This is a genomic window from Streptomyces luteolifulvus, assembly GCF_008806595.1.
In the GTDB taxonomy this organism is placed as follows: domain Bacteria; phylum Actinomycetota; class Actinomycetes; order Streptomycetales; family Streptomycetaceae; genus Streptomyces; species Streptomyces luteolifulvus.
In genome coordinates, this window is record NZ_VZRB01000003.1 from 1 (window position 1) to 12,890 (window position 12,890).

The 12,890-nt window shown below is 68.7% G+C and carries 10 protein-coding genes, 1 tRNA gene and 1 riboswitch; of the genes, 6 read left to right on the forward strand and 5 right to left on the reverse strand.

The annotated features are described in order from the left end of the window. The 4 genes from F7R91_RS04880 to F7R91_RS04895 form a co-directional block, all read left to right on the forward strand. A partial coding sequence (locus F7R91_RS04880; RefSeq protein WP_150944875.1) for a transposase occupies positions 1-1,145 on the forward strand: 1,145 nt, incomplete at its 5' end. Between the two features lie 140 nt (positions 1,146-1,285). Beyond that, entirely contained in the window at positions 1,286-2,503 is a 1,218-nt protein-coding gene (gene lhgO, locus F7R91_RS04885) for an L-2-hydroxyglutarate oxidase (protein ID WP_150944877.1), read from the forward strand. 63 nt (positions 2,504-2,566) lie between these two features. Further along, positions 2,567-3,442, forward strand: coding sequence for a tRNA (guanosine(46)-N7)-methyltransferase TrmB (gene trmB / locus F7R91_RS04890; RefSeq protein WP_191971358.1), 876 nt, complete (start codon positions 2,567-2,569; stop codon positions 3,440-3,442). A 75-nt stretch (positions 3,443-3,517) separates the two neighbouring features. After that, a complete protein-coding gene (locus tag F7R91_RS04895; protein WP_150944879.1) occupies positions 3,518-4,870 on the forward strand; it encodes a PrsW family intramembrane metalloprotease in 1,353 nt (450 codons plus the stop codon). Positions 4,871-4,973: 103 nt separating this feature from the next. Here F7R91_RS04895 and F7R91_RS04900 read toward each other — a convergent pair whose 3' ends face one another. The 3 genes from F7R91_RS04900 to F7R91_RS04910 all read right to left on the reverse strand — a co-directional run bounded on the left by F7R91_RS04900 (position 4,974) and on the right by F7R91_RS04910 (position 7,741). Continuing rightward, the gene (locus F7R91_RS04900) at positions 4,974-6,014 is read right to left on the reverse strand and encodes a M23 family metallopeptidase (protein ID WP_150944881.1); all 1,041 of its coding nucleotides are present in this window, start codon (positions 6,012-6,014) and stop codon (positions 4,974-4,976) included. Between the two features lie 12 nt (positions 6,015-6,026). Beyond that, a riboswitch (cyclic di-AMP (ydaO/yuaA leader) is annotated at positions 6,027-6,183 on the reverse strand. Between the two features lie 297 nt (positions 6,184-6,480). After that, a tRNA-Met gene (locus F7R91_RS04905) sits at positions 6,481-6,554 on the reverse strand. Between the two features lie 47 nt (positions 6,555-6,601). After that, positions 6,602-7,741, reverse strand: coding sequence for a dihydrofolate reductase family protein (locus F7R91_RS04910; RefSeq protein WP_150944883.1), 1,140 nt, complete (start codon positions 7,739-7,741; stop codon positions 6,602-6,604). Positions 7,742-7,818: 77 nt separating this feature from the next. On the opposite strand from F7R91_RS04910, the gene F7R91_RS04915 reads away from it, so the two are divergent. Continuing rightward, complete coding sequence (locus F7R91_RS04915) at positions 7,819-8,334, forward strand: MarR family winged helix-turn-helix transcriptional regulator (protein ID WP_150944884.1); 516 nt, start codon at positions 7,819-7,821, stop codon at positions 8,332-8,334. A gap of 166 nt (positions 8,335-8,500) precedes the next feature. Beyond that, entirely contained in the window at positions 8,501-9,163 is a 663-nt protein-coding gene (locus tag F7R91_RS04920) for a GTP cyclohydrolase II (protein ID WP_150944887.1), read from the forward strand. Between the two features lie 441 nt (positions 9,164-9,604). Here F7R91_RS04920 and F7R91_RS04925 read toward each other — a convergent pair whose 3' ends face one another. Next, positions 9,605-11,506 carry an ATP-dependent nuclease gene (locus F7R91_RS04925; protein ID WP_230989783.1) on the reverse strand — a complete coding sequence of 634 codons (1,902 nt, stop codon included), beginning with the start codon at positions 11,504-11,506 and terminating at the stop codon, positions 9,605-9,607. 321 nt (positions 11,507-11,827) lie between these two features. Continuing rightward, positions 11,828-12,850 (reverse strand): hypothetical protein, encoded by a 1,023-nt coding sequence (locus F7R91_RS04930; protein WP_150944890.1) that lies wholly within the window; start codon positions 12,848-12,850, stop codon positions 11,828-11,830. Positions 12,851-12,890: the final 40 nt, after the last annotated feature.

The window sequence follows — 12,890 nt, forward strand, 5'->3', positions numbered from 1 at the left end:
CCGTCCTCGATGACGCGGTGGCCACCCAGGATACCGTCACCCAGATCATCTCCGCGGTCCGCCGTGTGATCCGTGAGGTTCCCAGGGGCGAGGAGACCGCGGCGCAGTGGTGCCGCGCGCACGACTACAGCGACCCGGGCAAGCCGAGGATCGCCTGGGACGACGAGCAAGCGCGCGCCGCGCTGGTCGACGCGCTGGTCACCGACGCAGTCAACCTGCTCGGACACCTGCCTGAACAGGAACTGGGCGAGAGGGCGGCGAACGCGGTGGGCCTGCTGGCCCTGGTCGCGGGCCAGGACGTGGAGCCGGCCGAGGACTCCGACGGGCGCGACGGACGCTGGCGCATCGCGAAGCGCACGGTCGCGGACCGGACGGTGTCCACCGTCGATGCGGACGCACGGCACATCCACAAAAACCGCACCCGCCACCAGGACGGCTTCAAAGGGCATGCGTCCTTCGAGCCGGAGAGCGGCCTGTTCACCGCGGTCGCCCTCACCAGCGGCTACGGCCCCGGCAACCACGAGGCCGCCGTCGCCGCCGGTCTGCTGGCCGACGAGGAGGAGGGCCAGGAGTTAACCGTGCTCGGCGACTCCGCCTATGGCACCGGCGACCTGCGCGCACACCTGCAGGCCGACGGCCACACCCTGGTGATCAAGCCGCCACCGCTGCGGCAGGCCATCCCCGGCGGCTTCACCATCGACGACTTCCTCATCAATACGACGTCCGGCACCGCGACCTGCCCGGCCGGACACACCGCCAACCTCGGACAGGCCAAAGCCGACGGCGCACGCACCGCCCAGTTCAAACGCCTCTGCACCGACTGCCCCCTGCGCGGACGCTGCACCACCTCCAAGACCGGACGCACCCTCAACATCCACCCCCAGCACGAACTGCTCACCGCCGCCCGCCACCAGGCGGCCACCGACCCCGTCTGGCAGGACGAATACCGCAGATGGCGGCCCCCCGTCGAACGCGCCATCGCCTGGCTGGTCGCCAAGGGAAACCGCCGGGTCCCCTACCGCGGCGTCATCGCCAACAACCTCTGGCTCCACCACCGCGCCGCCGCCCTCAACCTCCGCCGACTGATCACCTTGGGACTCACCAGGACCAACGGCAACTGGCACCTCACCCTCGCCACCGCATAAGCAAGAAGGGCTGTCCGGCCTACGGCCGGACAGCCCACGACAAGATCTTCAGCAGCCTTCTAGTCGTCCACGTTGCCGGGTCAGGTCCTCCCTGCGTTTGAATGCGCTGTCAGTGGCGCAGTGCACTATCGAGGTGGGAGGTGGTGCAGGTGCCGGACGTTGCGTACGACTGTGACGTGCTCGTGATCGGGGGCGGGATCGTCGGGCTGTCCACGGCCTATGCGATCACGCGTGCCGTGCCGGGCACGCGGGTGATGGTGCTGGAGAAGGAGCCGGGGCCGGCCCGGCACCAGACCGGGCGCAACAGCGGGGTCATCCACAGCGGGATCTACTACCGTCCGGGCTCGCTCAAGGCGAGATACGCGGTGCGGGGCGCCGCCGAGATGGTGAAGTTCTGCGCTGAGTACGGCATCGCGCACGCCGTCACCGGCAAGCTGATCGTCGCGACCGAGCGGGAGGAACTGCCATGTCTGCACGCGCTCGTGCAGCGCGGCCGGGAGAACGGCATTCCGGTCCGGGAACTGGGCCCGGCCCAGATCGCCGACTACGAGCCGGAGGTCCAGGGGCTCGCCGCCATACACGTCGGGACGACCGGCGTGTGCGACTTCGCGGGGGTCGCCCGGCAGCTGGCCGAGGGATCGGGGGCGGAGATCCGCTACGGCGCCGACGTCATACGGGTCGACCGGCGCCCCGCGCTGGGAGTCGCCGTGCTCACCGGGGACGGGTCCGTCGTCCGCGGGCGGGTGCTGGTGAACTGTGCCGGGCTGCACTGCGACGAGATCGCGCGGCTGACGGGGGACGACCCCGAGATGCGCATCGTGCCGTTCCGGGGGGAGTACTACTCGCTGGCGCGGCCCGAACTGGTGCGGGGACTGGTGTACCCGGTGCCGGATCCGGCGTTCCCGTTCCTCGGGGTGCATCTCACGCGCGGGATCGACGGAGATGTGCACATCGGACCCAACGCGGTGCCGGCGCTGGCCCGCGAAGGGTACGCATGGGGTGTGGTGCGGCCGCGGGAGCTGGGGACGACACTGGCGTGGCCGGGAACCTGGCGGATGGCCCGGCGGCACTGGCGGTACGGGGCGGGGGAGCTGCGGCGGTCGGTGTCGAAGAGGGCGTTCACGGCGGCGGTGCGGAGGCTGCTGCCGGCGGTCGAGGAGGGCGACCTGGTGGCGACGGCCGCGGGCGTACGGGCGCAGGCGGTGCTGCGGGACGGAACGCTGGTGGACGACTTCCTGATCCAGGAGGGGCCGCGGGCGGTGCATGTGCTCAATGCGCCCTCTCCGGCGGCGACGGCCTCGCTGCCGATCGGGCGGGAGGTGGCCCGGCGGGCGCTGGCTATGCTGGGCAACGCCTGACCGGGACGGTGCCTGGACCGCGGGGCCCCCTTGCCTCCCGCCCGCCGTAAAATCGACCTCACTGTGTCTGACTCCCCCCTCACCCCCGAAGCCGCCCGCCCCGCCGCGCCCGCCCCCGGCGAGCGGACCCCGCACGTCCCCGGTGTGTCCGTCCGGCACACCCGGGCCAAGGGCGAGCCCCGGTTCCCGGACGGGCCGCGGGCCGATCCCGCCGGGTCGCACTTCGAGCGGCGGATCCGGAGCTTCCAGCCGCGGCGGAGCCGGGTGACCGCGGGGCAGGCGGACGCCCTGCAGCGGTTGTGGCCCAAGTGGGGGCTGGACATCGACGGACGGCAGGTCATCGATCTCATGGAGCTCTTCGGGAACGGCAGTCCCGTCGTGCTGGAGATCGGGTTCGGGATGGGGGAGGCCACGGCCCAGATGGCGGCCGCCGCCCCCGGCACCAACATCCTCGCCGTCGACGTACACACCCCCGGCCAGGGCAATCTGCTCAATCTCGCCGATCAGAACGGACTGTCCAACATCCGCGTCGCCAACGGGGACGCCATCATCCTGCTGCGCGAGATGCTCACCCCGGACTCCCTCGCCGGCCTGCGCGTCTACTTCCCCGACCCCTGGCCCAAAAAGCGGCACCACAAGCGGCGGCTGATCCAGCCGGAGTTCCTGTCGCTGGCCGCGACCCGCCTGAGGCCGGGGGCGATCGTGCACTGCGCGACCGACTGGGAGCCGTACGCCGAGCAGATGCTCGAAGTGCTCATGGCGCATCCCGCCTTCGAGAACACCCAGGCCGACGGCGGTTTTGCGCCGCGTCCCGACTTCCGGCCGCTGACCCGTTTCGAGGGGCAGGGACTGGACAAGGGACATGTCGTGAACGACCTGCTCTTCCGCCGCGTACAGCGAGAAGAAGACCGCACAGACCAACCCCTCACCGGCGCCTGAGCCCCCGTGCACGCCCTTGCGGGCGGCACGACGAACCGTCGCGGGCGGCGCCTCTGCCTCGTTAGGGTCAATGCCGTGGCCACCTTTCCCCCGTACCCGACGCACCCCAGCGACACCGCCGGCGGCGTACTGCGGCACGCGCACTGGTGGCAGCGCAGATGGGTGCGTTACGGCGCGCTGATCACCCTGCTCGCGCTCTCCGGGCTGGTCATCCTCGCCCTGGTGCGTGAGCAGACCGGCACCGAGGGGTTCCTGGTCGGGCTCGGGCTCGCCGTTCTTCCCGTACCGCTGCTGATAGCCGCCTTCCGCTGGCTCGACCGGGTCGAGCCGGGGCCCTGGCCGAACCTGCTGTTCGCCTTCGCCTGGGGCGCCTGCGCGGCGGCACTGATAGCGATCGTCGCCAACAGCTTCGCGACCAGATGGATAGAGACGGCGACCGCCGATCCATCGAGTGCGGACACCCTCGGGGCGACCGTGATAGCGCCCGTGGTGGAGGAGACCGCGAAGGGAGCCGCCGTCTTACTCGTCTTCCTCTTCCGCCGCCGGGAGTTCACCGGGATCGTCGACGGGGTCGTCATCTCCGGCGTCACCGCGACCGGCTTCGCGTTCACCGAGAACATCCTCTACCTCGGTACCGCCTTCGGCACCGACCAGCTCACCGGCGACCGCGGGATCGCCTCCGTGACCGCCGCGACCTTCTTCGTGCGCATCGTCATGTCGCCGTTCGCGCATCCTCTCTTCACCGTCCTCACCGGCATCGGCTTCGGCATCTCCGCGCTCTCGGCGGAGCGCCAGCATGTGCGGCGCGTCCTGCTGCCGGTGTCCGGGCTGCTGCTCGCGATGGGCATGCACGCGATGTGGAACGGCTCGTCGGCCTTCGGCGAGTACGGGTTCTTCGCGGTGTACGCGGCGTTCATGCTCCCCGCGTTCGGCCTGCTGACCTGGCTGGTCATCTGGACGCGGCAGCGCGAGCTGAAGACCGTGCGGGCCGAGCTGCCCGCCTACGCCGTGACGGGCTGGCTGACCCCGGCCGAGCCGTACGCGCTCGGCTCGATGCAGGCCCGGCGGCTGGCCCGGGACTACGCCCGGCGCCGCTTCGGGAAGCCGGCGGCACGGGAGGTGGCCCAGTACGAGGCGTACGCGACCTCGCTGGCGTTCCTGCGGCACCGGGGGCGGCTCGGCCGGGCGGGCGCCGACTTCGTCGTCAGGGAACGCGAGTTGCTGCAGGAGTTGTGGCGACGGCGCGGGGTGGCGCGGCCGGCCCTGGACTACGCGGCGCGGGCCACGGTTCCCCCCGTGCAGGTGACCGCGCCGCCCTGGCCGGTGCACGGGGTGCACGGCGTGCACGGGGTTTACGGGGTGTACGGGGTGCACGGCAGCGGGTATCCGGCGGTGCCGTATCCGGCGTACAACCCGTATCGGTCGTAGGGAGAGGGTGCCGGAGCCACGGGTCCCCCCGCACACACCGAACCGGCAGCCCTGACGTCGGGGGGATGTCGTCAGGGCTGCCGGGGTCGGGTGGGGGTGTACGTCAGGGGGTGAGGCCCTTGCCGCGCAGCCAGGCCATCGGGTCGATGCCGTCGGCGCTGCCGCCCGCGTGGACTTCGAGGTGCAGGTGGGCGCCGGTCACGTTGCCCGTGGCGCCCACGCGTCCGATCACGTCACCGGTGGTGACCTTCTGGCCGACGCTGACGTTGATCGACGACTGGTGGGCGAACCACAGCTCGGTGCCGTCGTCGAGGGTCAGGACCGTGCGGTAGCCGTAGGAGCCGGACCAGCCGGCCTCGGTGATGGTGCCGCTGTGGATCGCCTTGATCGGCGTGCCCGTGGGCGCGGCGAAGTCGAGGCCGGTGTGGTAGCCGGAGGACCACATGGAGCCGGCCTGGCCGAAGGTCGAGGTGATGGTGTACGAGGAGGTCGGCAGCGTGTACTGCCGGGCGAGCCGGGCGAGACGCTCGGCCTCGGCCTTCCTCGCGGCCTCCTCCTCCGCCTTCTTCTTCGCGGCGGCGGCCTCGGCCTCGGCCTCCTCCTGCGCCTGGGCGGCGGCGTCCGCGGCCTTCTTCGCGGCGGCGGCAGCGGCGGCGTCGGCGGCCTTGGTGTCGACCTGGTCCTGCTGCTGCTCCGCCTGGGCCATGATCCGGGTGCGCAGCGCCTCACCGGCGTCCGAGGTGCCCTGCTCGGTGTCGGCGGAGGTCACGCCGACGCTGCTGAGCGCGGTCGAGGAGCCCGTGGCCTCGTCCGGGGCGTCGTCCGACAGCAGCGAGCCCACGGAGGGCAGGTCGGGCATGGAGATGGACACCGGCGGCTTGCCGGTGTTCGCGCTGGCCATACCGCCCGCGCCGACGGCGGCGATGACACCGACGCCGAGGACGGTGGAGCTGCGGGCGAGTCCCCCGCCGCGCTGCTTGGCGACGCGATGCCGGCCGCGTACGGGGCGGAAGGACTCCTCGGTGGGGTTCCACTCCTCCCACGGGCCCTCGTCGGTGTGGATGCTGCCGTAGCCGTAGGTCTCGGGTTGACGCTGGCTCGGCACGAACGGGGCTTGCGGGGCAGGCCGGTTGGTGGACGCCACGTGGGCGTACTCCTTTCCTTCCTTCTCGCCTACCGGGTTAGCTGACGGGTTCGGAGCAGGAAGGTCTCCTACGCGCGTATGCCGGCCGTGCCTGCACGGCGGCCTCCACGCGATTCACCCCATGGTGGTGGTTCCCCGGTTCCCTTGCGGGATTCGGCTCGTGAGCACGGAGCCGCCTCTTGTGACGGCTGGGACGACCGCGCTGCGTTATCGAACGTTAATAGACGTGGGCACCCGATTCCAAGCTGTTCCACTTGATCATTAACGCTTTTTCGGGAGGACGTACGGGCTACGAGCGGTAAAAATCGGGCGAGTTGGCCAATCCTCAGCGGGTCCACAAGTGTTGACGGTATGTCAGTTGTTATGCGGAGGGCTGCCGTCCGATCACCCTCCGTCATGCCCACCCTGGGAGATGCAAACGCACCGAGGGCCGGAACCCTTTCGGATTCCGGCCCTCGGCCTTCAGTAGCGGGGACAGGATTTGAACCTGCGACCTCTGGGTTATGAGCCCAGCGAGCTACCGAGCTGCTCCACCCCGCGTCGGTGAACACCAGTGTACGCCATGCGCGGGACGCAAAGCGCCAGCATTAATCCTGGGGGGCGATCAGGTGGCGATTGGGCGCCTTTGCCCGTTCCTCGAACTCCGGCAGTACGACCACATCGGCGCCCTCCGCCGTCAGCAGCCCGCTTCCGTCGGCACCCGCGACGAACGTGTCCGGCTCCCGCCAGGCCGTCACCACCCGCCGTACCCCCGCGTCGAGGATCAGCCGGGCGCAGGGCGCGGGCCGGGACGCGCGCCGGGCACAGGGCTCCAGGCTGCTGTACACCGTGGCGGACGCGAGCCGCGGGTCCGCCGGGCCGATCTTCGCGAGGGCCGCCTCCTCCGCGTGCACGACCGGGTCGGTGCCCTCGCGCGAGTATCCGCGCGCGAGTTCCATGCCGTCGGCCGCCACCACCACCGCGCCCACGCTGAACGCGGTGCGAGACTGCGGGCACCGCTCGGCCAGCTCACAGGCCAGCGCCAGCCAGTGCCGGTCGGCCGCGGAGGGCAGGTCCGCGGTGCCGGGGGCGGTGGGCTCGTAGCGCATCAGAACGACGTCCTCGATCCGCCGGGTCTCCACCAGCCGCAGCCGGCCGCCCTGGTAGGCGCCCGGGCCGAACATCCGGGGCGCGTCGGGGGAGCCGACGAGCAGCGGTGCCAGTACCAGCTGGAGCTCGTCGGCGAGACCCTGCTGGAGCAGCTGGGTGTGTATCCGTCCGCCGCCCTCGACCATGAGGCGCCGCACGCCGCGCACATCGTGCAGATGCTCCAGGATGCGTCGCCAGTCGAGTTCCGGGCCCAGGGCGACGACGTCGGCGGCGACGGGCTCCTGCCGCAGGCGTTCGGCGCCCTTCTCCGTCGTATAGACGATCTTCTCGCCGCCCGTGTGCCAGAAGTTGGCGCTCGGGTCCAGGTCGCCGGAGCCGCTGACGGTGACCTTGAGGGGGTATTCCGGCTGTCCCGCCTCCACGCGGGCGGCCCGGCGCTCGGGCGAGTAGACCAGGAGGCGGGGGTTGTCGGCGCGGATCGTGCCCGCACCCACCAGGATCGCGTCGACGGACGCGCGCACCTCGTCGACCCGGTCGAAGTCGGCCGGGCCGGAGAGCAGCAGGCGCTCGGGACCGGTGTCGTCCAGGTAGCCGTCGAGGGAGACGGCGGCGGACAGCAGGACGTACGGGTGGGGCATTCGGCGCACTCCCCGGTTGGGTGAGACGATGGCTGGCTGGTCTTGGTTCAAGTTTGAAACAAACCTACACTGGGGGCATGACGACTCGCTGGCTCACTCCGGAGGAGCAGCGCGCCTGGCGCGCGTACGTCGCCGCGACGCACCTCCTGGAGGACGCGATCGACCGGCAGCTCCAGCAGGACGCCGGCATGCCCCATCTCTACTACTCCATCCTCGCCAACCTCTCCGAGGCACCGGAACGCAGGCTGCGCATGACCGACCTCGCCGAGAAGACGAAGATCACGCGCAGCCGGCTGACGTACGCGGTGACCCGCCTGGAGAAGGACGGACTGATCCGGCGCGAGAACTGCCGGTGGGACAAGCGGGGCAGCATCGCCGCGCTGACCGACGAGGGAATGGCCGTCCTGGAGCGTACGGCACCGGGGCACGTCGAGACGGTGCGCACCTTCCTCTTCGACCAGCTCACCGACGAGCAGGTGGAGCAGCTGGAGGAGATCTGCACGGGGATCGCGCGGGCGCTGGAGGGGGACGGGGAGCGTCCGTCGGTCGACGAGGTGCCGTGGCTGCGCCGGTCGTCGCCGTCCTGTTCCTGATCTCCCGCTGATCGCGGCAAAACGGTTGCTTCAACTTTAAAGCAGGGGTAGGGTCCCGGACCATGGATCTGCTTCAAATCTGAAGCAGATCCGGCCAGGTGTCACATCAGCCAGGTGTCACACGAACCAGGTGGGCAGCGACACACCACCGGACCGGAGATCCCGCATGCCCGACTTCCCCGCCGCCACGCCGCGCGCCCGCGTCCGGGTACCGCTGCGCTTCCACGAGGGTTACAGCGTCGACGCCGAACTCGTCACCTTCCACGGCCTGGCCGACGGCCGGGAACACGTGGCGGTCGTCCTCGGCGACCCCGGACCCGTTCCCCTGGTCCGCCTGCACTCCGAGTGCCTGACCGGGGACGTCTTCGGCTCGGCACGCTGCGACTGCGGCCCGCAGCTGCGCGAGGCCGTCGAGCGCATCGCCGACCACGGCGGCATCCTGCTCTACCTGCGCCAGGAGGGCCGGGACATCGGCCTCTACAACAAGCTCGACGCGTACGCCCTCCAGGACCGGGGCCTCGACACCTACGAGGCGAACGCCGCCCTCGGCCTCCCCGAGGACGCCCGCGACTACACGGCGGCCGCCCAGATGCTCCAGGCCCTCGGGATCACGGAACTCGACCTGCTGTCCAACAACCCCGACAAGGCCGGGCAGTTGCGGGACCTGGGCATCGCTGTCCGCGACCGTGTGCCCACGGGCGTCTTCACCACCGCGCACAACGTGCGGTATCTGCGCGCGAAGGTGCTGCAGACCCAGCACACCCTGCCGCTGGGCGAGTTGGGGGAGTCGCAGGAACTGCAGGAGCTGATGGAGCGCAACGCGAGCTGAGGCCCCGTGTGCCATCTCGATGTGTAGCGGTTCGATCACTCAACGTCACCAACGCCGAAGCCCCAGGGCAGATGCACTCTGCACTGGGGCTTTCCGGTAGGCCCTGTGGGACTCGAACCCACAACCAATGGATTAAAAGTCCTGGCCAAAGCTTGTTGGGTGGTTCTGGATGCTGGTTCTATGTCCGGAACCACCAGGTCAGGGCAGGTTTGCTTTAGGCGCGGTCCACGTCAGGACGCCTCCTGCCGAACCGTCCGCTCACGCATCGCTCACGCATGGCAGGTAGCAGAGAAGCAGCTCAGCCCCATCAGGGGCAACACGATCTCGTTGCTCAGCTCAGACTGCGGCGCCGCCAGGGACTTGCCGGCCAAGAGGCGCACTTGACGACATCCGGGAGCCAACCTGCAAGGTCTGCTCCCGGAATCTCTGAAAGGTGTTGGCCTACTTCGCCAGATGTTGGACGTTGTCCAGCATGGCTACCAGCTCGACGGGCGGCTCTGAAGAGGCAGTCAGAGTTGCCTCCCGATAGGTAACCGCGTCCTTCCCTGCGAAGCCGTCACCAGAGTCGATCAGCTCCCGCCGACGTGCCCACCACGCCGGCCAGTCTGTCTCCAGGTAGATCTCAAGGTTGTCGTGGAACACCGCGTAGGTGGCCTCCGCAGCAGTCGTGGGCCACGGGGCCACGGACGCCCCGAGATATCGCAGGAGATCGGCGTTCTTCTCAGCGTTTTTCCGCGCCTGCTTCTCGAACTCCAGCTCCTTCTCTCGTCGCTTCTCCTGGGCCAAGTCCCGTACCGACTCACGCTTGCGCTGCTCCATGCCCGCGTCCCCGTCGAAGACGACGTAGCAACGGACTCCGAGGGTGGTAAGGATGGCGTGGCACAGAAGCAGGTTGTCCTTGCCCTGGGCGTTGATCACGGTGATACCCAGGGCACCGAGATTCCGGCGATGCCGCTCCGCGCAGGCGAGGAGCACGGCCTCCTCAGTGAATCCCTCGACCAGCATTACGGCATGGGCGAAGAAGCCTTCGGCCAGCGTGCTGGAACACCGGGTCCCCGCATACCGCTTGATGGACTCCTCTTTGACCAGGCCCGCAAGGGTCTGGCAAAGGTCGGCCTCGGTTACCTGCCAGACTTGGGTGACGGGGTGCTCCGCAGCGCCCTCCCGGCTCAGGCGGCGGATCTGGTGGTAGTCGCGCGGATCGATGAAGATCGGACTGTGCGTCGCGTACATCACCTGGGTTCGTCCCTCAGGGGATGACGCGACCAGCTCACGCAGCACGCTCGCGAACGTCTTTGCCTGCGGGGGATGCTGGAAGAGCTCGGGCTCCTCAATGGCGAGGCAGAAGGTTCGGGTTCCGTCTTGCGGGTTCATACGCTCGGCGAGGAGCTTCAGGGCGGCAATGATCAGGGCGCGCTGGAAGCCGTGCCCCTGCCGGTAGACCGAGGTCTTGGCGGCGCCGTCCTTGATGCTGACCTCGAACGACGTCCTGGAGAGCTTCGGTGCCTGGACGACGGGGGTCACGACCACCTGCCGTCCCGTCGTGAACTTCGCGACCTCGTCCGACAACGCGGCTGAGAGGTCGTCGAGCACAGGCCCGTACACCTTGGTGTGCACGTCCTGCCGCGCCTGGTGTGCGTTCTCCTCGATCTCTCCGAGCTGCTCGGTCGCCTCCGACCGGTCCACGGCGTGATCGAGAATCCGCCCGATCGCGGTGTTCCTGCGGTCGTCGGTCTCCTCGTACGCGCGCAGATCAGCAGAGATGAACACGAAGTCGATCAGCTTGGCCAGCAGGCTCTGCCCGGCGAACCCGAAGAAGTGCGTGTCCTCGACCTCCGACTCGGTGAGCCGGTCGCGGTGGGACAACTCCCAGAGTCGCATCGCCTCGTCGACGGCGTCCGCGTTGCCCGCCGGTGGCAGCTCAAGGCCCGGGTCGCTCTCCCGAAGAGCGCTATAGGCCCTGCGCTTGTCCATGGCTTTCGTGTGTCGGCGGACCTCCTCGAAAGGACGGAACGCAAGCGCCTTGCCGGTGATCTTGTCTGAGCCATCCTGCCAGGTGCGCCAGATACTTACGCTCTCCGCTCCCTCCGGGGCGTAGCGGCCGAGAGACTCGCGGTCGTAGGCAGTGAGACCGTCGAACTCCACCTCCACGGAGATGCGGTCGCTGTCCGCCGCGGAGTGAAGATCGTCCGTGCTCAGGCCGACCTCCTTTTCGCCGTTGAAGAACCAATCGAGCGCTCGCAACACGGTGGACTTACCGACCCCTGTCGGGCCGATGAAGGAGGTTATCTCCTCGAAGGAGATGTCCACTTTGTGTAGACAGCAGAAGTTCTGGATGCGCACGCGCTTGATTTTCACGGCCGTCCTGAAGCGTGGTCCGGAAGGGCTCTTTGAGCCGCTTGTGACGGTCGTGATGCTAGCGACGCGGGTTACGGGGCGTCACAGAATATGAAAGCCTTCGATTGGATCTTCCGACATACATGCAGATAATGACCAAAAATATGCGAACCACTCTTCTATCTTCGCTCGTTTGAGCGAAACCTCAACGGCTCACTGTGACACGGCATGAACTTCGCCCGCACGACTGGGCTTCGCTAGGTCTCCGCCCCCTTGACTTTGCCGCCGGGCTGCTCGACTGTTCCGCAACAGAGGGGGTTTGACCCCTCAGACCGTCAGCTCGGCCAGCGCCGTGCACAGGCTTGTGGCGTCGTCGACTGCCCGACGGCAGATGGCTTCGGAGATGACGAGGCGCCGACCGACCTGTGCCGACGATGTGGGGACCTTCCGCAGGTACTTCTCGTCGACGATGCCGTCGTTGTGGGTGAAGACGTGGCGAGCCGCCCACGTCTCAATGAGACGCTGCCAGGTCTCCGGTTCCAGAATCCCGCGGAGGTCGTCGTACCCGGCGCCCACGAAGAGGTCGGCCATGTCGTCGAGACGCTGAAAGACATTCCCCTTGCCCCGGAGCCGAGCAGCGGCATCCGTCACTGCGGACTCGAAGACAGCAGAGGCTAGGGCCTCGACGACCCCCACGACGTTCTCGATCGTGTCGACCCAACTGCGGGTGAAGACCCCTTGTTCGCGCAGTATCGCCTTCGCGTCGTCGGCCACGGCGTTCAGAGCGTCGAGGCGCGCCATCTCGGCTTGGAGGGCGTCGAAGGCGACCGATGCGGCCGGGAGCCGGCCACACACTGGACAAAACCGGTGCTCGTCGAAGACTGCATAGCGGACCTGGCAGCCAGCGCAGGTTCGGATGCGGGCCAGTCGCTCTTCGTCGATGCCCGGAAGAGGGCGGGGGTAGAAGGGCTTCTCCTTGTACGAGATGGAGAAGCCGGACCGGCGTGAACTGCCCCTCGACAGACCTCGGAAGGCGTCACTCAGGGCCTGACTCACGATCTGCATGCCGAGGTCACCCGCAGCCCGCATAACGCGATCCCGCTGCTGAGCGGTCATGAACTCCGAATGCTCCTGATGGTGGCCGCAGTAAACACACCAGAGTTCGATGTCATCAGGCAGGGCTTTGTAGTCCTCCCCGTTCATCCGGAAACTCATCGAGCACTCGGGGCACTGGCGGCCGAGGTACCCGTCCTCGTCGAGGGGCACGCTGACGTCCACCTTGAACTCGTCGCCCTGATGGCTCACGATTTCCGCGCCTTCGGGCATTCTGAACCCACGCTTGTTCCACATGAGTCGATTGTGACGCCCGGCACTGACAACGCCGGAAGCA